Below are 20,425 nucleotides of genomic sequence, written 5' to 3'. Positions count from 1 at the left end.
CAGGACGCGACAATGTGAATTGAACTATTCGGCCGGCGACGGTTGGATGCCGCGCCGCCATCGATCGATGCGCGGCGCCATCCCCGCATATTTGCGAACGTCTTCTGCCGGAGGAAATGATGCCGAAAGCCTATTGGATCGTGCACGTCTCGGTCCACGATCCCGAGCACTATCCCGAATATCTGGCAGTTGCGATACCGGTGTTCGAGAAATTCGGCGCCAATTTCATCGTGCGGGGCGGCGCCTATGAGGTGATGGAAGGAACCGAGCGGGAGCGTAATTTCGTCATCGAGTTCAAGGACAGGGCCACCGCGACGGCCTGCTATCAGAGCCCGGAGTATCAGCGGGCGGTCGCGATCCGCAATAAATACTCGGACGCCGATCTCATCATCATCGACGGCGCCGCATGATGCAGGGCCGTATGGCCAAGGTTTATTGCCGGCCCAACTGCGTGGCTTGCTCGACGCGATCAAATCTTTCAAGTGAGAGAATCGCGTCCGCAAGCTGATCGGCGCGGCCGTTGAGCACGGGACGGGCGAGCGTCAAAAACTTCTGCTGCATCGCCTGTGCGTCCGGGAATGAATTCGGCTCGCCGGATGGATCGGCATAGAGCCGCTCGTGGACGCCATCATCGGTCGTGATTGAGACGCGCGCGCCAAAGGGATGGGTGCGGCCGATCTCGAGGCGGTCGTCCTGCACCACGTCGAACTTGTCGGCCAGCGCATTGACCGCGGCATCGCCGAGCCGCTCGTAATCGTCCCAGCCGAAGCGACCCTGGTCGAGCGCCAGCGCGCCGGTGAAGAACATCGAAAATTGCCCGCCAACGATCGACGTCGGATGCCGCTTGGTGGCGGCATCGCCGGTCAGCGTGATGCCGTTGCGGTGCAGGCCGATCTCGACCCGCCTGATCTGGTCCGGCGTCAGATTGTGCTCCCGGCGCATCGCGATCAGCGCGTCCAGGGCTGCATGGGTATAGCGGCAGCTCGGATAGGGCTTTACGCCGATCTTCAGGGTCTCGTAGATCTTGCCGAGTCCGGCGATCGCCTTGTCCGGATGCGCATCGTCGCTGTAGCCGACAAGAAGCCCATGCTTGCCCTCGACCGATTCGGTCGAGCCGACAAAATCGTTGCGCGCCAGGGTGGCTGCGATCACGCCATTCATCGCGGCCGCGCCGACCTGGTAGCGCTTGTTCCAGGCGCCGTTGACCAAAAATTGCAGCGATCCCGCGGCCTGGCTGCCGGAGACGCCGAAGGCTGCGATGATCTGGTCCTTCGACAGCCCGAACAGCTTTGCCGCCGCCGCAGCGGCGCCATAGGTGCCCGCAGTCGCGGTCGGGTGAAAGCCGCGCGCGTAATGCGAAGTGGGGTCGAGCGCGTTGCCGAGCCGGCAGCACACTTCATAGCCGGCCACGATGGCGGTGAGCACGTCGCGACCGGATGCACCGACCATCTCGCCGACCGCAAACGCCGCCGGCACCACGGGCGCGCTCGGATGCAGCGAAGAATCCGCATGCGTGTCGTCGAAGTCAAGCGAATGGCCGAGCGCGCCATTAAGGAGTGCGGCTACCGCCGGGGTCCAGGTCTTGGCATCGCCGAACACGGTGGAGTGGCCCTTGCCATCCAGCGCCAGCGATTCCAGCATTTTGAGCAGGGAGGGCGTCGATTCCGCGTCGCGCCGGGCCCGGATCGCGCTGCCGAGGAAGTCGAGCGTCAGCACTTTGGCGCGCTCGAGTACCTCCGGCGGAATATCCTCGAATTTCAGGTCGGCGACATAAGCTGCGAGCGTTGCGGTTTCGTTGGCCATCGTGTTTCCTCGTTTTGCCGCGCAGGGTAGGCGGGCTGATTTCGCGTTTCAAGCCGCCTCCGGGGGGCGGGCATCAGCTATGCTCAAAGCCGTCTATTACGGGTACAGTCTGCCGATTCCGGAACGCGACGCATGATGACCTTCTCAAAACGCATATTCGGCCGGTTCTGGGCCCGGAAGACGCAATTGGCGCTCGCGGTCAGGATTGCCGCGGCGGCCGTCGCCGCCTACGCGATCGCGGTCGCGTTGCATCTGTTGCTGCCGCTATGGGCGGTGCTGACGTCCCTGATCGTGACCCAGATGAGCGTCGGCCGGTCGCTGAAGGCGACCCGCGACTATATGCTCGGCACCATCGGCGGCGCGATCTATGGCGGCGCCATCGCGGTGCTGATCCCGCATTCCGGCGAGGGCAGTCTGCTGGCGCTGCTGGTACTGGCGGTGACGCCGCTGGCCTTCATCGCCTCCCTCAACCCCAGCCTCAACTCCGCCACCGTTACGGCCGTGATCGTGCTGCTGCTCCCGACCATGCATCACGGCAATCCACTGGATTCCGCGATTGATCGCGTCATGGAGGTCAGCGTCGGCGCGGTCACGGGATTGGTGGTTTCGTTCCTGGTGCTGCCGTCGCGCGCCGTCAACCAGATCCGCGCCAACGCGGCGCGCTTGCTCGAGCTGCTGGCCGCCGCATTCGCCGAATTGCTGGCTGGCCTGACGCGCGGTCTCGACAACGACGCCCTGCACCGCATCCAGGACGGCATCGGCGTGGCGGTGACTGGCCTGAACGCGACCGGCGCCGAAGCCGAGCGCGAGCGCTCAGCGCATTTGTCGTCGGGCCCGGACACCGGCCCATTGCTGCGGACCATCCAGCGGCTGCGCCACGACGTCGTGATGGTCGGGCGCGCCAGCGTGGTGCCGTTGCCGGCGAACGTGCAGGCCCGGCTGGCACGACCGCTGTCCGAGGTCAGCAACGCGATCGTCAGCTATATGCAGTCGGTTGCGGTGTCGTTGCGAAGCGGCGCCGGCTCCGCGGAAATCCAGCCGGTCGACGCGGCCTTGCAGGCCTATGCGACCGAAGTCGCCGCGTTGCGGAGCGATGGCTTGATCCGCGGCCTGCCGGTGGATGCGGCCGAGCGATTTTTCGCGCTCGGTTTTTCGCTGGAGCAGATGCGGCAGAATTTGAACGATCTCAGCCGCTGCCATGCCGACTGGTGCGAGGCGGCGGCCACGAAACCGGCCGACGCGAAGAGCTAGTTAGGCGCCGGCAACCTGTCGCAGCAGGGTGGGGACGATCAGGCGGTGAAACGGCAGGATGATCGCCAGATAGGTCCGGCCGAGCCGGTTATGCGTCAGCACCAGCGTGGTCGCGGTGACGTTCTGGGTGGAGGCACCGGAGGCCGCCACATCCACGACGATGCGAAAATCCAGATGCGTGTCGTTGAAGCCGGCGACCAGCCGGTCCGGGGTCGCGCTCAGAACCGGAAATATCCCGATCATTTCGCGGGGCGCGGTCTTGCTGGCGCCTGATGTCTTGAGGCCAAACGGCGTGACGAGAATATTGCGCAGGGTCAACAAGGCTTCGGCCCATCGCGGCTGACGCGCGAGCATGCGCTCCGCGGCGTGGCGCGCATCCAGCGCGTGACCGTCTGTTTCAAGGCGGAAGGCATCGACGAACTGCGCGCCGGGCAGCAGCGTATCGGTGTCGGTCTCGGGTTTGATCTCGCAGACTTTCATCGCGCGAGCCTGTTCGCCAGCAGCCGGAAACGCAAGACCAGAAGAACGGCATATACCGCGGTTCCGCACGACAGCCCGATCCAGACGCCGACCGCGCCCAATGGCGTCCGGAAACCGAGCAAGCAGGCGCATGTAAATCCGATCAGCCAGTAGCTGACGGTGGCGAACAACAGCGGTATCCGCGTGTCGTTCATGCCGCGCAGCGATCCGGCGACGACGGTCTGGATGCCGTCGGCGATAAAGAACGTCGATCCGACCAGCAACAGCGTTGCGGTGAGTTCGGCGGTGGCATCCGTGGTTTCGCCGAGGAAAATCGCGGCAATCGCAAAGCGTCCGAGGATCACGGCAAGCGTCATCGCGGACATGAAGACGATGCCGAGACCGGTCGCGACAAATCCGGCGCGCTTGACCGCCGGTGCGTCACCGCGCCCAACGGCGTGACCGACCCGCACGGTGGCCGCCATTGCGATCCCGAACGGCACCATGAACAGGATGGCCGCGATCTGCAGCGCGATCTGATGCGCCGCGAGCGCCGTCGTGCTGATCAGTCCCATCAACAGGCCGGCGGCGCCGAACAGGCCGTATTCCAGCAGGAACGAGAGCGAGATCGGCGCGCCGACGCGGACGAGTTGCCGCATCAGGTGCCAGTCGATGCGCCAGATGCGCCCCAGCACGTGATATTTCCGGAACGGGCGGCGGCGGGCGGTGAACCACAGCACTGCGAGGAACGTTCCGAGATTGACGATCGAGGTCGCAAGGCCGGCGCCAAACAGCCCGAGCTGCGGCAAGCCCAACGCGCCGTAAAGGAGCAGATAGACCAGCAGCGCATTGGCCGGGATCGCCGCCAACGTGATCCACAGGATCGGCTCCGGCCGGTTGACCGCGCTCATGAAGCCGCGGATCGCGATGAACCACAGCGCCGGCAGGACGCCCCAGGCGAGGCCGAACAGATATTGCTGGGCGAGATGGGCAGCCATCGGGGCCTGACCGAGCGCGAGCAGGATCTGCTCGCCGCGAAACGGCAACGCCATCAGCGGCAGGGCAATCAGCAGCGCGGCCCACAGGCCGACCCGAAGCGCCCGTCGCACCATGCGCGGATCGCGCGCGCCGAACGCTTGCGCGGCCAGCGGCGCCACCGCCGACACCAGTCCCATGCCAAAGGTAAAGCTGACGAAGAACACGGTATGCGCCAGCGATGCCGCGGCGAGCGCCTCGCTACCGAGCCGCCCGATAAACGCGATATCGGTGGTCATCATCGCGATCTGCCCGAGCTGCGTCAGCGCGAGCGGCACCGCGAGCTTGAGCGTCTCGCCAAGCTCGAGGCCGAGATGATGGCCGGATGCCAACGCCGCCGGGTGCGGCGTGATCGATGATAGGTCTACTTTTTCGGAAACGGCCATGGAACGAGACTAGCATTGCGTAAGGCGAAACAATGGAAGTCAAGCGGTGGGGACGTCAATCTGGCCCAAAATCCAACCTTCGCAATTTTTTGAGAACGTCATCGAACCAGGCGCCTCCGCCCGGCGCCCGTCGGAGACTTCGATCATTCCGCAAAGCCCAGCAACGGCGTCGAATGGGTCCTCGCCGTCTTCCCGTTCGCCAAAACCATGCAGTATGGACTGCTCGATTATCGGCAAAAACGTCACTCTGTGCCTGAACGACCAGGCCAACATTGCCTCGCCGCCAGCCCTCCGCCCATCTTGGGAGCGCTTCTTGACCGTGCGCCTCATACCAATGTGCTGGTAAGCTTCGCCGGGATAGGTTTCTGCGACCGTCAAGATATTCGAATCAAGCGATGACAGCGGACCATCGAATGGCCAGAGACGGGCTTGGCGCTCGAGTGCCGGTATCAATACTTCCCGCCAGCCGGAAAGCGCTGCTTTGCCCACCTGTTTTGGGCCTACCGTCCAGAAGATCGATTCTGCTCTCGATCGGATTTTTGTTTTTTTGTCGCATTCTCGTAGCAGTTCGCTGAAGGTCTTGCACTTCAGAGCACGGAGCAGATCGGCATGACGTCCACCGCGAGGATGTCTTCGATAGAACGGTTGAGCTGGAGATATGTCGGACAGAGTCTCTGCAGCCGTGAAGAAGAGTCGAGCCGGGTGAGAAGCCGGGTCGGAAAGAAGCTGGTAATATTCCAATCCTGTCTTTTTCAAATAGAATGATGGCAAACCGATTGGAAAGTCGAAGCCCGCCAACGTTTTCCTTCCCCGATCGAAGAGGAAATCTAGAAATTCGTTTACGGCCGGCGTCTGTCCTAGGCTGTCTACCAGCCAACCGTCTCTCGAACGGAGGGCGACCGCCGTCCAGCGCTTATTCGGTGAAATACTCCAGTCCGAATGAACGAGCCGATCAAAGGCCAGACGGGTACTCATCTGACCTCATGCCTCACACATCGACTTCGGCGCTGTGAGCTGTCCTGGATACATTCGCGGTTCGCTCTGCATCACAAATAAGATGTTGTTGGTCTCGCGAGGCAACGCACGAACCTGATCGTCTTTTCCGCGTCAGGTCCGTTCCGGCACCCGGGTGATCTTCGCGCCGAGCGCGTTGAGCCGCTCCTCGATGCGCTCATAGCCGCGTTCGATCTGGTCGGCATTGTTGATCGTCGAGGTGCCTTCCGCGGCGACGGCGGCCAGCAGCATGGCCATGCCGGCGCGGATGTCGGGGGATGTCATCGGCGCGCCGCGCAGCCGGCTAGGCCCGGCCACGATTGCCCGGTGCGGGTCGCACAGCACGATCCGGGCGCCCATCGAAATCAGCTTGTCGACAAAGAACATCCGCGACTCGAACATCTTCTCGAACATCAGGATCACGCCGTCGCATTGGGTCGCAGTGACGATCGCGATCGACATCAGATCGGCCGGGAAGGCCGGCCAGGGCTGGTCCTCGAGCTTTGGCACATGGCCGCCGAAATCGTCGTGGATCTTCATGGCCTGGCCGGACGGCACGACGAGGTCGTCGCCTTCGACGCCGCAGACGATGCCGAGCCGCTCAAAGCCCATCCGGATCGAGCGCAAATGCTCGACGCCGGCGCGCGCGATCCGAAGCGGCGACCTTGTCACCGCGGCAAGCCCGATCAGCGAGCCGACCTCGATGTGGTCGGGCTGGATCGCGTAGCGCGCGCCGCCAAGCGTCGCCGGTCCATGGATCACGATGGTGTTGGTGCCGATGCCTTCGATCCTGGCGCCGAGGGCGACCAGGAAGTGCGCGAGGTCCTGCACATGCGGCTCGGACGCGGCATTGCGCAAATAGGTGGTGCCGTGGGCGCCAACGGCTGCGACCAGCGCATTTTCGGTCGCGGTGACGCTGGGCTCGTCGAGGAAAACGTCGGCGCCCTTCAGCCGCGAGGCGCGGAATTCCAGACGGTGGGTCGCGGTGACGGTGGCGCCTAACTGCTCGAAGGCCAGGAAATGCGTATCGAGCCGCCGCCGGCCGATGACGTCGCCGCCGGGCGGCGGCAGCGCCACCTCGCCACAGCGGGCCAACAGCGGTCCGGCCAGCAGGATCGAGGCGCGGATCCGCGCGCACAGTTCCGGATCGAGATCGGCGGCGCGGATGTCTTTGGCGTGAATGACGAGCGTGTTGCGCTGTTGCCATTCGGCAGATGCGCCGACCGAGCGGACCAGCTCGACCAGGGTTTCGGTGTCGCGAATGCGCGGAACGTTTTCCAGCGTGACCGGGTGTTCGGTCAGCAGGGACGCCGCGATGATCGGCAACGCGGAATTCTTGTTGCCGGACGGCTCGATCGTGCCCGCGAGCCGGTGGCCGCCTTCAACAATGTATTGAATGGGCGGCACGGGCGCGTCCTGGCCTTACACGTCGACGTTGGCGCTGAGTGAATGTTCCTGGATGAAATCGCGGCGCGGCTCGACCACGTCGCCCATCAGCTTGGTGAAGATGTCGTCGGCCTCGTCGACCTCCTTGATCTTGACCTGCAGCAGCGAGCGCTCGTTGGTATCGAGCGTGGTTTCCCAGAGCTGGGAGGGGTTCATCTCGCCAAGGCCTTTGTAGCGTTGCATCGTCACGCCCTTGCGGCCGGCGTTGGTGACCGCGTCGAACAGGTCGACGGGACCGTGAATGGTGTCCTCGGAGTCCTTCCGACGAAGCTTGCCCCACTTCGCATAGAGCTTCTGCAACTTCGGCGTATATTCGTCGAGTTTGCGCGCGTCGGCCGAGCCCAGGAACGCATCGTCGATGACGGCAACTTCCTTCACGCCGCGCACGGTGCGCTCGAATCGGAAGCCCTGTCCCTCGGTGAAATATCCCTGCCAGCCGCGCTCAACCTCTTCAGTAAGATCATCGAGCCGGGTGGCTATGTAAGCTGCCGCAGCATTGGCTCGTTCCAGATCGCCATAAATATCCGACCGCAGCACGCCCGCAATAGTTGCCTGCTCGATCACCTTCCGATTATAGCGGCTGTGCAGGTTGCGCAGCAGGGCGCGGATGACGCGGGCATCCTCGACCAGCGCTCGAAGGTCGCTGCCCGCCCGATCTTCGCCCGTCCCCGATTTATACACACAGTCGTCCAGCCCGGTATCGATCAGGTAATCTTCCAGCGCGCGCTCGTCCTTCAGGTATTGCTCGGACTTGCCGCGCGAGACCTTGTAGAGCGGCGGCTGCGCGATATAGAGGTAGCCGCCGTCGATGACCTCGCGCATCTGCCGGTAGAAGAAGGTCAGCAGCAGCGTGCGAATATGGGCGCCGTCGACGTCGGCGTCGGTCATGACTATGATCTTGTGGTACCGCAGCTTGTCGATCGAAAAATCATCGCTGATGCCGGTACCGAGCGCGGTGATCAATGTGCCGATCTGTTCGGACGACAGCATCTTGTCGGGGCGTACGCGCTCGACATTGAGGATCTTGCCGCGCAGCGGCAGCACCGCCTGGAATTCGCGGTTGCGGCCCATCTTGGCGCTGCCGCCTGCGGAATCACCCTCGACGATGAACAGTTCCGACTTGGCAGGGTCCTTTTCCTGGCAGTCGGCGAGCTTGCCGGGCAGCGAGGAGACGCTCAGCGGATTTTTCCGGGTCAGTTCGCGCGCCTTGCGGGCGGCTTCGCGGGCGGCAGCGGCCTGGATCACCTTGCCGACGATCACCCTGGCCTCGGTCGGATGTTCCTCGAACCACGCGGCCAGCGCCTCGTTGAGCACGTTCTCGACCACCGGGCGCACTTCCGAGGACACCAGCTTGTCCTTGGTCTGCGACGAGAATTTCGGATCCGGCACTTTCACCGACAGCACCGCAGTGAGGCCCTCGCGGCAGTCGTCGCCGGTCAGCGCGATCTTTTCCTTTTTCGCGTTGGCCTCGGCATAGCCGTTGACCTGGCGCGTCAGCGCGCCGCGGAAGCCGGCGAGATGGGTGCCGCCGTCGCGCTGCGGGATGTTGTTGGTGAAGCACAGCACGTTCTCATGGTAGCTGTCGTTCCACCACAGGGCGGCCTCGACGCCGATGCCGTTCATCTCCGAGCGGACCATGATCGGGGCGGGCACCATCGCCTTCTTGTTGCGGTCGAGATATTTGACGAACACCTCGACGCCGCCATCGTAACGCATCGCCTCGCGCTTCTCGACCGCGTGGCGCATGTCGGAGAGCACGATGTTGACGCCGGAATTCAGGAACGCGAGCTCGCGCAGGCGATGCTCCAGCGTCGCAAAATCATATTCGACATTGGTGAAGGTTTCGGTGGAGGCGAGGAACGTGACCTCGGTGCCGCGCTTGCCATTGGCCTCGCCGACCGTCTTGAGCGGCGCCACCGCGTCGCCATGGGCGAATTCGATGAAGTGCTCCTTGCCGTCGCGCCAGACCCGCAATTGCAGCTTGCTCGACAGCGCGTTGACGACGGAGACGCCGACGCCGTGCAGGCCGCCGGAAACCTTGTAGGAATTCTGGTCGAATTTACCGCCGGCGTGCAGCTGGGTCATGATGACCTCGGCCGCCGAAATGCCCTCGCCCTTGTGGATGTCGACCGGAATGCCGCGGCCGTCGTCGCGCACGGTCACGGAGCCGTCGGCGTTGAGCACGACTTCGACGGCGGTGGCATGGCCGGCGAGCGCCTCGTCGATGGCGTTATCGACGACCTCGTAGACCATGTGGTGCAGGCCGGAACCGTCATCGGTATCGCCGATATACATGCCGGGCCGCTTGCGCACGGCGTCGAGGCCTTTCAAAACCCGGATCGATTCCGCGCCGTATTCGACGGGAATGGGATGCTCAGTGTCGGCAGGTGTCTGCCGGGCAGGTTCTGTCATGTGAAGCCTTCGAGGATGTCCCGAATCAGCTGCGCAATATGAGGCGCTGATTGATCTATTTGTGCCATGAAAGAGGCATTGCGCCTAGCGCAAAGTCTGTATCCACAAGCTATTGAATAGATGGTATTTTTTGGCTCTCTTTCAAGGTGCCCGAAGGCCGATTCCGGGCGCTTCGAAAAGCCCGATTCGAGGCCCGATTCCAGGCCATCGAAGTCCGCCTTTTTGGGGCCGCTGCGGGAGAAAATGGCAGACCGCCGCGAACCTGCTAGAGATGGCGGCAGTGCAGGTTGGCAACCCGATCTGCCTGCTGTCGCGTTCCCGGATTAGCCGCAATTGTCTTCACCCTCACCGCAATATCGGCCGGATGTCGACGGCCTCCGGGCCATCGCCGTGTTGCTGGTGATGAACTATCACGCGTTCCCGGAAGCGATACCGGGCGGCTTCATCGGCGTCGACATCTTCTTCGTGATCTCGGGATTTCTGATCACCGGCATCATCGCGCGCGAGCTCGACCTCAAGCGGTTCAGCCTGGTTGGCTTCTACGTCAGGCGGATCAGGCGCATTTTTCCGGCCTTGATCGTCGTGCTCTGCGCTGCGCTGGTGCTGGGCTCGTTATGGATGCTGCCGGCGGCCTATGCGCAGCTCGGCAGCGACGTCTTCGCCAGCGCGGCGTTTTTCGCCAACATCGCGCTGCTGCTGCAGTCCGGCTATTTCGATGTCGAATCGGCCAAAAAGCCGCTGCTGCATTTGTGGTCGCTGGGCATCGAGGAGCAATTCTATCTGTTCTGGCCGCTGCTGTTGATGCTGGCCGTCCGCTTGCGCCTGAGCATCGTGGCTGTCGCGTCGATCCTCGGCGTCGGGTCGTTCCTGCTTAACGTGGCGCTGATCGGCTCCGACCCGGTCGCGACCTTCTATCTGCCGTTCACGCGGGCGTTTGAACTGCTCGCCGGCGCGGTCCTGGCGCGCGGCTGGAGCGGGATCAGTCAGACCAGCGCGGCCGGCAATCTGCGCGCCTTGATCGGCGTCGGGCTGATCGCGGTTGCCGCCGCTGTGCTCGACCCCCATCGCGCCTTTCCGGGCTGGTGGGCGATCCTGCCGGTCGCGGGAGCCGCACTGCTGTTATCCGCACCCGGTGCCTGGTTCTGCCGCGTCGTACTCGCCAGCCGGCCGCTGGTCGGGATCGGGCTGATCAGTTATCCGGCCTATCTCTGGCATTGGCCGCTGCTGGTGTTCTTCACCATCATCAAGTTCAACCCGCTGACGCTGCTGGAACGCGAGTTGATATTGCTCGCCAGCGGGCTCCTGGCTTGGGCGACCTATCAATACGTCGAAAAGCCGTTTCGATTTGGCGCCCCGAGCCCGCGCCGGATTTTTGCCTTGTGTGCCGGCATGGTGCTGGTCGCCGTCGCTGGTTCCGCTATCGTTTGGGGACGCGGTTTCGATTTCCGGCTGCCGGCGGAAATGCGCGCGATGGCCAATGTGCCGACCCAAAATGCGAAATGGCGGTTTCACCGTTGCCTGCTCGATCTCAGCCACGAGATGTCGTTTGCCGATGACTGCGTCGATCGGACCCGGCGGCCGCTGGTTCTGGTGTGGGGAGATTCGACCGCAGGCGCGCTGATGCCGGGGCTGCTCAAGGCCCAGCAGACGCGAAATTTTGGCATCGGACAGCTCACCTCCAGTTCCTGCATTCCCGCGTTGAATGCCGACATCCCGTCCACGCCCAACTGCCGCGCCATCAACGACAAGGTGCTGTCGCTGGTCCGCGACATCAGGCCCGATATCGTGCTGCTGCACGGAACCTGGGAAAAGCACCTCGACCATGTGGCCGAAACGGTCGTGGCCCTGAAGACGTTGACCACCGCGCGTGTCGTGGTGCTCGGTGGGGTGCCAGCGTGGCGACGCGGGCTTCCGTCCGAGGTGCTTCACTACTTCATGCTGCATCGCCGGCTGATCCCGGCGCGATCGAACGCCGCCGCGCAATCAAACGGCTATGATGCGGTCATGCGCGCGAAACTGGTTCCGCTCGGCGCCGAATTCATCTCCGCGTCAGACGCGCTGTGCGATGAGGACGGTTGCGTGACCCGCATCGGCGATAGCGCCGGGGACATCTCGACCAGCGATCAGGTCCATCTCACCGAAAAAGGCTCGGAATATTTGGTCAATACGGTGATCGACCGCTTGCTCGGCGGGCCGGCGCCCGCGAGCAAGCCGTGAAAGCATGCCGCATTAATACATCTGCACCGGCAGCACCTCGCCATTGGGCGCAATCATCAGGCCCCAGGTTTCGTCGGCCGCGATCTCGATCTGGTTAGATCGGGCAGGGCCGCCCGCAATCTTCAGCGAGTACTGGTATTTGCCGGGCGGCAAGTCGAGCGTCGGTCCTTTCGGCGATTGCGGTCCGCCGGCGCCGGCTGCGATCTTGATTGTCTGCTTGTTGATGGTCACGGCGACTTCGCCGTCGCCCATATTGCCGAACATCAGCTTGGCCAGACCGGGCTTCGGCATGACGTCGGCCTTCGCCGCCGCCGCCGGATTCTTCTGCGCGAGGTTGATCGTCGTCTCGCCATTCTGGCGGCCGAGCTTCAGCACGGCCGGACCTTCGGGCGAGGTAAACGCCAGTTGTACCTGGTCCGCTTTCACGACGGCGTGCGCTGCCGTCTCCTTCCATCCACGTTTTGTGAGCTCGCTGCGATAGAAGGCGAGCACCGAGCCGAGCTCAGCGGGCACGCTCGCCCCAAGCTCGCGTCGGAACGGGGTCTGGCCGCCCGGCAGATGGGAGGCGCCCATCGAGCTTACGGTATGCCGCTTCGGCACCGGCAGCGCGGAATCGGGCTCGGCTTCGAGGTCTTCCACGGCGGCCTTGCCCGGCGACGTATCGGACGGTCCGCTGGCGGCCTGGCTGCCGGCAGAACCCGCCTTGGCGCGGGCCATCACGAGGCCCGATCCATCGGCGCTCACATTCACCTTGGGCCCCATCTGCATGGCCGTGAACGACAGCGCCTTGCCGCCCCTGGAGAACTCCATCACGACCATATTGGATTTGTTGATGACCGACGGCTGTTCTTTCCAACCCTCTGACTTCAGCAGGCCGCGGTAGAATGCCGCGATCGCCTTCACGCTTGAGGAAGAATCGAATTCGAGCTTGCCGTCGCCGCCGTCGAATTTCAGGTTCTCGGCGTTTTCCGGCACCGGCACCGGCGCGGATGAATTGGCGAGCGCATTCAGGGGCGCATCGGAAAGGCCGGCCGCCTGCGCTTTCCGCCGCACCTCGTCCGCGGCGATCATCTGCCTTGCCGTCGCCTCGGCATCCTTGAAGAAGTTGTCGTCGGCCTCCTTCTTCGCTTTGGCGCGCGCCGCCAGTGCCGCCTCCTTCACCTGCGTGACGAGAATGACGAGGGTCAGGTCGTATTTGCGGCTGAGCTTCAGCGTCGCGGTCTGGTCGGCGGAAGAAAAGTTCAGCGTGACGTTGTCGGGGGCAACGACGGCGCCCGCCGTCTCTTCGGTCCAGCTCCGCGCGCCAAGTTCGCGGCGATAGAAGCTAAGCACCGGAGCAAGTTCCGCCATCGCGGCCACGTCGATCTTGCGGCGAACCGAGTTGGAATCGCCGACGCCTTGCGAGCCCTTGGCCGGCTTCGGCCGCGGCAGGCCGGCGATCTCGGAATCGGCCTCCAGCGTTTGCGGCAACGCAAAGGGTGCGACCTGGATATCGACGCCGGTCCTGCCATCGGTCCGGCGCTGCAGCGTCAGCATGATCGGCTTCTGCCGGTAGAAACCCTCGCTGTCGGCATGGGTGTAATAGGCGCGCGCGCCGTTTCCGATCGTTTCGTTCAGCGTCGCGTTGGGCCAGTGCCCGGCGGCGTCGGCCGCGGTGAGTGGCTGCCAGCCGAGGGCGGCAAGCTCCTTGCGGAAGAAATCGAGGGTGGCGTCGAGCGCGGCCGGGGCGACGCAGCCGAGATATGGCCGGTTTTCGTCGAACACGATTTCGGTCGCGTCAGGTGGAAACGGGACATTCGCGGTGACCCGTTCGGACGAGTAGTACACCACCGACTGATCCGGCCGGCCGAGGCCCTGCGTGAAAGAGACGTAAAGCCCTTGCTGCGCCTTCTTGAAGGTCAGCGCGGCGCTCTTCTCATCGAGCGGCCGCAAATAGGGCACCCAGCCATTGGCGGCGAGCAGCTTTTTGGTCGCATCGGTGGTAATCGCTAGCACGGTCGGAACGCCATATCGCAGGCTATGCGGCTCGGTGCGGGCAACCTCTTCCACCGCGCCTTCGAGGCGCGGCAAGGTCCGAACGTCGACCAGGCCGTCGTCGGCCCTGGCGGCGATTGGCGCACTGGCCGCCATCAGCAAGATCAGCGGCAGCAGGCGTTTTCCGGCCGGGATGATCCGGCGCGACGTTCCGAGCATTTCTTGACTCCAGGGTTTGAGAGCACGCGACCACTGACGCACGACCCACGCGGCCGCCAGGCGGCGGCGACGTCAGTGGAACCATTGCCGAAAGCTAGTCGCGTGGTTGCAAGATTCGGTTCAAACCGGACCTATCCGCGCCCCTCAGGCGCGGCGGGCGATCTGGCCCGATTCCACGTCGAAAATCTCGCCGGTTGGGCCGATATCGGTGAACGCCGCAGGGTCGGCGCCGGTCATCCAGACCTGGGCGCCGAGTTTTGCCAGTTCCTCGAACAGCGCCTTGCGCCTGTTGGGATCGAGATGCGCCACCACCTCGTCGAGCAGCAGCAGCGGCACGATGCCGGTCATCTCGGCCACCAGCGTGGCATGCGCCAGCACCAGCCCAATCAGCAGCGCCTTTTGTTCGCCGGTGGAGGCGTCGCGGGCCGGCATGCTCTTTGGCGCATACATCACCTGAAGGTCAGTGAGGTGCGGGCCGTCCAGCGTGCGTCCGGCTGCTGCGTCGCGCGCCCGGCCGGCGCGCAAAATCTCGCGGTAGCGATCCTCCACCGCGGTCGCGGGCTCGCTGACCAGCGCATTTTCCATCCAGCCGTCGAGCATGATCTGCGCCGAGGGAAACGCCGAAGTCGCGCCGCGCTCCCGCAGCATCGCTGCGAGTTTGGTCACGGTCTGGCCGCGGGTGGCCGCGACCGCGACCGCCAATTCGGCGGTTTCGCGCTCGATCGCGTCACACCAATGGTCGTCGTAATTGCGCACCTCGAGCAGGCGGTTGCGCGAGCGCAACGAGCGCTCCAGCGCCGAAACGCGGCTGGAATGTTCGCTGTCGATCGCCAGCACCAGCCGGTCGAAGAACCGCCGGCGCTCGGACGCGGCGCCGAGGAACAGCCCGTCCATCGCAGGTGTCAGCCAGACCATGCGCAAATGATCGCCAAAGGCGGTTGCCGAGTTCACCGGCTCGCGGTCGATGCGGCAGCGCCGGCTCGTCGAGGCCGCCTCGCTGCCGGGCGCGTCGATGCCGGTGCCGAGCGTGGCCAGCCCCAGCGCGCCTTCGACTTCGGCGGAAACCGCCCAGGAGCCGTCGCCCTGATTGTCGGCGACGTCTTCCAGCGTGGCGCGCCGCAGGCCGCGTCCCGGCGACAGAAACGAGATCGCCTCGAGGCAATTGGTCTTGCCGGCGCCGTTCGGCCCGACCAGCACCACGACATCGCCGCGCGCCTGCAAACTCGCCGCGCGATAATTGCGGAAGTGCGTCAGCGACAGCCGGTGGATGCGGGAGGGGGTCATGTGAGGTTGTCATTGCCGGGCTTGACCCGGCAATCCATCGTCCGCGTCAGCGGACAATCTCTTCGTATAGATCCTTCCAGTCGGGATTGCTCGCGACGATCAGGTCGATTTTCCACTCGCGCGACCAATGTTTGATGTTCTTTTCGCGTTGAAGCGCGCCCGAAATTGTTTCGTGCGGTTCAAAATAAACCAGCGTCTTAATGCCATATCGTTTGGTGAAGCCATCTGCCAAACCCTCGCGATGCTCGTAGACCCGTCGCACCAGATTGTTCGTCACGCCGACATATAGCGTTCCACCAGGTTTACTTGCGAGGATGTACGCCCAATAGGTCATTTGGTTTGATGGATGGCCGGGTCAAGCCCGGCCATGACGAGAGGGGAATCACACCCGCATCGGCATCAGCACGTAGAGTGCGCCCTTGTTGTCCTTGTCCTGCACCAGCGTCGGCGAACCCGGATCGGCCAGCCTCAAGATCGCGACCTCGCCTTCGATCTGCGCGGCGATGTCGAGCAGATAGCGCGAATTGAAGCCAATATCGAGCGCGTCGGAGGCGTATTCGACTTCGAGTTCTTCGGTGGCGCTGCCGGAATCCGGATTGGTGACGGACAGCACCAGCTTGCCGGGGGACAGCGCGAGCTTCACCGCGCGGCCGCGCTCGCTCGAAATGGTCGAGACGCGGTCGACCGCGGCCTCGAAATCCTTCTTGTCGACGATGAGTTCCTTGTCGTTGTTCTGCGGAATGACGCGGCCGTAATCCGGAAACGTGCCGTCGATCAGTTTCGAGGTCAGCACCACATTGCCGATGGTGAAGCGGATCTTGCCCTGGGACAGTTCGATCGTGACTTCGGCCTCATTGTCCTCGATCAGCCGCTGCACTTCGCCGACGGTCTTGCGCGGCACGATCACGCCGGGCATGCCGGTAGCGCCCTTGGGCAGCGGTAGATCGATTTGCGCGAGGCGATGCCCGTCGGTGGCAACCGCGCGCAGCGTCGCCGTCTTGGCGGTGCCGGCCGCGTGCAGATAGATGCCGTTGAGATAATAGCGGGTCTCTTCGGTGGAGATTGCAAACTGCGTCCGATCGATCAGGCGCTTGACGTCGGCGGCGGCCAGCGTGAACGAATGCGTCATGTCACCGGCGGCGAGATCGGGAAAATCGCTCTCCGGCAAGGTCTGCAGCGTGAAGCGCGAACGGCCGGCGCGGATCGCCAGCACCGAACGGTCGCCGTCGCCTTCCAGCACGATCTGCGCGCCGTCCGGCAGCTTGCGGACGATGTCGTAGAACATGTGCGCGGGCACGGTGGTAGAGCCGCCGGTTCCGCCTTCCGCCGCCAGCGTTTCCGTCACCTCCAGATCGAGGTCGGTCGCCTTCAGCGACAGTTTGGCGTTTTCGGCGCGGATCAGCACATTGCCCAGGATCGGGATGGTGTTGCGGCGCTCGACCACGCGGTGGACGTGGCCCAGCGATTTCAGGAGTTGCGCGCGCTCGACGGTGACCTTCATTGCAATACCCGCCTGATCCCTAAGATGGAAAAGCCGGGCGGCCCTGAAGGCGCGCCGCGGCAATTGAAACCCGAAAAGCCGGATCAAAGCTGGATTTGATCAAATTCCCCGGGGGGACCGCAAGGTGGCGCGGATGCGCCCCAAGCGCAAGGGATTGCGACGCCGTTCCCCACGTTTTGCGAGGAGGAAGACCTTTTCCCGCCCCGGCTAGGGGCGGGAAAAGGAAGAATTCATTCCTGCAGCTGGCGCTTCAGCGATTCGACCTCTTCGGACAGCGCCGTATCCCTGGCGACCAGTGCCTCGATCTTGCGCACGGCATGCAGCACCGTGGTGTGATCGCGCCCGCCGAACCGGCGGCCGATCTCGGGCAGCGAGCGCAGCGTCAGCGTCTTGGCCAGATACATCGCGACCTGACGGGGCCGGACCACATTGGCGGTACGGCGAGAGGACAGCAGGTCCGAGCGGCTCACATTATATTGCCGGGCGACCACCCGCTGAATGTCCTCGATCTTGATCCGCTTCGGCTCCTGCGGACGGATCAGGTCGCGGACTTCGCGCTCCGCCATTTCCAGCGTCACCGGCTGGGCATTGAGTTTGGAGTGCGCCAGCAGGCGGTTGATGGCGCCTTCGAGGTCACGGCCGTTATGGGTGATGGTCCGCGCCAGATAATCCAGCACCGGTTCCGGTACGTCGAAGCTCGCATGATGGGCGCGGGCCGCGGCGACGCGCGATTTCAGGATTCCGAGCCGCAGCTCTTCGCCGAGCGAGCCCATCTCCACGACGAGGCCGCCGGCCAGCCGCGAGCGGACCCGATCGTCGAGGCTTTCGAGATCGGACGGCGGACGGTCGGCGGCGATCACCACCTGACGGCCGGCGTCGATCAGCGCATTCAGCGTGTGGCAGAACTCGGCCTGGGTCGATTTGCCCTGCAGGAACTGCAAATCGTCGATCACGAGCACGTCGATGCCGCGCAGTGCCTCCTTGAACGCCAGCGCTGTCTGCGTTTTGAGCGCGGCGACGAAGCCGTACATGAACTTCTCGGCGGTGAGATACAGCACCTTGCGTTCGGCGCCCGAGTTGCCGGCCCATGTCACCGCCTGCAACAGATGGGTTTTGCCGAGGCCGACGCCGGCGTGGATGTAGAGCGGATTGAACATCACGGCATCGCCGCGCCGGCCTTCGGCGACCTGACGTGCGGCGGCGTGCGCCAGCGTGTTGGAGCGGCCGATCACGAAACTTGCGAATGTCAGGCGCGGATCGAGCGGCGAGCCGCCCAGCGCATCATGGCTGGCGGACACCGGCGCGGTCGCGGTGGCCCGCAATTCGGGCGCGGGACGGCCATCGGCGCGCTCGGGACGGCGTTGATCGGCCGGCGCAGGAGCTTCCTTGACCGGGGCCGCGCAGCGCATCGCCGTGCGCACGGTGAGATCGACCCGATGCACTTCCGGCATTTCGGCCTGCCAGCAGGTCAGAACGCGGTCGGCGTAATGCGCCTGGATCCAGCTCTTGAGGAACCGGGTCGGAACCGACAGATGGACGCTTTCGTCCTGCACGCTCTCCAGGTCCATGCGCGCAAACCAGCTCGTATAGACGTCTTCGCCGACGCTCGAGCGCAACCGGCCTTTTACCCGCGACCAGCGATCCTGTTCGATATTTGTCATTGCCTGAGAACTTTTCTGAAAGAGTAGTGGTGTTGTGAAATCGCCGTGCAGGTTTCCTGCCACGGCGCGACCTCAAGCGAAGCTTCCCGCTCCGGACATAGATCAACCGTTCGGCGAAGACGCCGTCGGGCAAATCATCGGCTGGAGAAGAAGCGCCCGCGAGGTCAGCGCGTACTCGACGGTCTTTCCGGAGTTCGCGCAAAGGGCTGGGTAAAAGTGCAATCCAGGGTGTCGGATACGGTTCCGTTTGAAATCTGCAATTCGAATGCCGCGATGATTCCGTAAAGCATACTACCTCCCCCTCCCACCGCGATTACGCGCGGCGAGTTGTCAACTCGAAAGTGTTTTTCAAAGCCAGTCTGCCGCTACCGAACATCACAATGCCCAGCGCTGCCCCACCGCGTACCTCAGTCTGTCGTCTTCAACACGTTCGCGGGCTCCGCATTCCCATGCAATGGTTGCCGGCTGGCGCCGTATCTCCCTTGTCCGTAGCGCACGAAAGCCACGCCGAGAAATTTAGACACAGAACAGCCGTCCTCATATTGCTATGAGTTATCAACTTAGCATCGCTTGGAAAGCGTCGCTAACGCGCACACCGCCGCCGATTTGCACGTCCGCCCTTGGGTCTCAAACCGCGCTGATCTGGAGAGCCGTAGGCGTCGCGAACGATCTAAGAAATACACTATGCGCGAGTTCTGACAATCCGTTGAATCGACGGAGACGAACGAGTCTTCGCCGGTGTTGCCGCGCTGCAATTGCGAAATCGGAAAGCAAGTTTTTGAATCCGTGCACAGAATCGCGCGCGCCGGTCGCCGTCACAAATCTCGCGGCACCCGCAAAAAATATTCATAAAATATTTACGTTCGATCTCGCGCGAGCCAATTTTCAAACCGCTTGGACTTGCTATGGGGATAAGTGATTAGCGAAGCGAAGTTTTTCGCGGTTGTTTTTTCGGGTAACTCCCGCCCGGCTTTCGCGGATCGGAAACCAGGCGCTATGTCGTGTTCCCGGCATAACGAGCCGGTTTCTCGCATTCGAGCGCATAGCACTGCCGGTGCAACAACCAGCACCTCGTAAAAATACGGGCGTGAAGAAGCATGACACGCAGTCAGCTGTGCAGCAATCGAACAATCGAATATCAAAAAAGAAAAGCCCGGCTGAGCCGGGCTTTTTTGACGAATATCTTCTTCAGTCAGTTCATTTCGCAAGCTTGGCGATCTGGTGCGTCAGGCGCGACACCTTCCGGCTCGCGTTGTTCTTGTGAATGATGTTGCGCTGCGCTGCCTGCATCAGTTCTGGTTCCGCTTGCGCCATCGCCTTCAATGCCGCATCGCGATCGCCGCTCTTGATAGCTTCCTCGACGGTGCGAACCGCACCGCGCATCTGGGTGCGGCGCGACTTGTTGATGATGGTGCGGCGGGCAATCTTGCGGGTCGCCTTTTTGGCGGAAGTGGTATTGGCCATGTTCTCAACTATCCTTCGGCGCTGGTCGCTCAGTGGTCGGGCTTGAGCGCGCCGGCCGTTCAAATCGTGTGATCGACGCTGGTGTGTCTTACAAGGGTGTTCATCAAGGGCGTTCTTGAGGATGCCATGCTCCGGAGCGGAAAGGCTCACACAGCAGCAATGCTCAAAGAACAGCGGCGGCGGGATTGCGCCCGCCGCCATTGGGGGTCTTATAGAGGGCGCGCCCCGCACCGTCAACGCTTTCCGGGCTCCCCGAAGTTGCGGGAATCCGGCCGGAAAGGGCGCATAAGTTGCTGATGAGGTTGAATTTCTCCGGGCCG

15 protein-coding genes are annotated in these 20,425 nt (G+C 63.4%); 3 read left to right on the top strand and 12 right to left on the bottom strand.

Going from position 1 to position 20,425, the window contains the following annotated elements; all coding sequences use genetic code 11:
• The first annotated feature begins 119 nt into the window (after positions 1 to 119).
• On the top strand, positions 120 to 410 hold the full coding sequence (locus tag V1289_RS19705) for a DUF1330 domain-containing protein (RefSeq protein WP_334398429.1): 291 nt from the start codon (positions 120 to 122) through the stop codon (positions 408 to 410).
• Positions 411 to 432: 22 nt separating this feature from the next.
• Here V1289_RS19705 and V1289_RS19700 read toward each other — a convergent pair whose 3' ends face one another.
• Positions 433 to 1,803, bottom strand: a complete 1,371-nt coding sequence (locus V1289_RS19700) for an MmgE/PrpD family protein (protein WP_334398428.1) — start codon at positions 1,801 to 1,803, stop codon at positions 433 to 435.
• A 132-nt stretch (positions 1,804 to 1,935) separates the two neighbouring features.
• Here V1289_RS19700 and V1289_RS19695 point away from each other — a divergent pair, with 132 nt between their 5' ends.
• Entirely contained in the window at positions 1,936 to 3,054 is a 1,119-nt protein-coding gene (locus V1289_RS19695) for an FUSC family protein (protein WP_442896031.1), read from the top strand.
• Here V1289_RS19695 and V1289_RS19690 read toward each other — a convergent pair whose 3' ends face one another.
• The 5 genes from V1289_RS19690 to gyrB form a co-directional block, all read right to left on the bottom strand.
• A complete protein-coding gene (locus V1289_RS19690; protein ID WP_334398427.1) occupies positions 3,055 to 3,534 on the bottom strand; it encodes a DUF2867 domain-containing protein in 480 nt (159 codons plus the stop codon).
• Complete coding sequence (locus V1289_RS19685) at positions 3,531 to 4,934, bottom strand: MATE family efflux transporter (protein WP_334398426.1); 1,404 nt, start codon at positions 4,932 to 4,934, stop codon at positions 3,531 to 3,533. Before V1289_RS19685 ends, V1289_RS19690 begins: the two co-directional genes overlap by 4 nt.
• A 39-nt stretch (positions 4,935 to 4,973) precedes the next feature.
• Positions 4,974 to 5,909 carry a DUF429 domain-containing protein gene (locus V1289_RS19680; protein ID WP_334398425.1) on the bottom strand — a complete coding sequence of 312 codons (936 nt, stop codon included), beginning with the start codon at positions 5,907 to 5,909 and terminating at the stop codon, positions 4,974 to 4,976.
• A 132-nt stretch (positions 5,910 to 6,041) separates the two neighbouring features.
• A complete protein-coding gene (murA, locus tag V1289_RS19675; RefSeq protein WP_334398424.1) occupies positions 6,042 to 7,334 on the bottom strand; it encodes a UDP-N-acetylglucosamine 1-carboxyvinyltransferase in 1,293 nt (430 codons plus the stop codon).
• Positions 7,335 to 7,349: 15 nt separating this feature from the next.
• Complete coding sequence (gene gyrB, locus V1289_RS19670; protein ID WP_334398423.1) at positions 7,350 to 9,785, bottom strand: DNA topoisomerase (ATP-hydrolyzing) subunit B; 2,436 nt, start codon at positions 9,783 to 9,785, stop codon at positions 7,350 to 7,352.
• Positions 9,786 to 10,118: 333 nt separating this feature from the next.
• On the opposite strand from gyrB, the gene V1289_RS19665 reads away from it, so the two are divergent.
• A complete protein-coding gene (locus V1289_RS19665) occupies positions 10,119 to 12,002 on the top strand; it encodes an acyltransferase family protein (RefSeq protein WP_334398422.1) in 1,884 nt (627 codons plus the stop codon).
• A gap of 12 nt (positions 12,003 to 12,014) precedes the next feature.
• On the opposite strand, the gene V1289_RS19660 is transcribed toward V1289_RS19665, so the two are convergent.
• The 6 genes from V1289_RS19660 to rpsT form a co-directional block, all read right to left on the bottom strand.
• The gene (locus tag V1289_RS19660) at positions 12,015 to 14,195 is read right to left on the bottom strand and encodes a hypothetical protein (RefSeq protein ID WP_334398421.1); all 2,181 of its coding nucleotides are present in this window, start codon (positions 14,193 to 14,195) and stop codon (positions 12,015 to 12,017) included.
• 144 nt (positions 14,196 to 14,339) lie between these two features.
• Entirely contained in the window at positions 14,340 to 15,479 is a 1,140-nt protein-coding gene (gene recF / locus V1289_RS19655; protein ID WP_334398420.1) for a DNA replication/repair protein RecF, read from the bottom strand.
• Positions 15,480 to 15,525: 46 nt separating this feature from the next.
• Positions 15,526 to 15,813, bottom strand: coding sequence for a GIY-YIG nuclease family protein (locus V1289_RS19650; RefSeq protein WP_334398419.1), 288 nt, complete (start codon positions 15,811 to 15,813; stop codon positions 15,526 to 15,528).
• 48 nt (positions 15,814 to 15,861) lie between these two features.
• Positions 15,862 to 16,980: a DNA polymerase III subunit beta gene (dnaN, locus tag V1289_RS19645; RefSeq protein ID WP_334398418.1), complete on the bottom strand. Its 1,119-nt coding sequence runs from the start codon at positions 16,978 to 16,980 to the stop codon at positions 15,862 to 15,864.
• A gap of 230 nt (positions 16,981 to 17,210) precedes the next feature.
• A complete protein-coding gene (dnaA, locus tag V1289_RS19640) occupies positions 17,211 to 18,641 on the bottom strand; it encodes a chromosomal replication initiator protein DnaA (protein WP_334398417.1) in 1,431 nt (476 codons plus the stop codon).
• A 1,197-nt stretch (positions 18,642 to 19,838) separates the two neighbouring features.
• A complete protein-coding gene (gene rpsT / locus V1289_RS19635) occupies positions 19,839 to 20,105 on the bottom strand; it encodes a 30S ribosomal protein S20 (protein ID WP_074272437.1) in 267 nt (88 codons plus the stop codon).
• Between the last annotated feature and the right edge of the window lie 320 nt (positions 20,106 to 20,425).

The organism is Bradyrhizobium sp. AZCC 2289 (genome assembly GCF_036924615.1).
Taxonomy (GTDB): Bacteria; Pseudomonadota; Alphaproteobacteria; order Rhizobiales; family Xanthobacteraceae; genus Bradyrhizobium.
The sequence above is the reverse complement of the archived record's forward strand: the minus strand, read 5'-3'. Positions and strand labels throughout refer to the sequence as shown.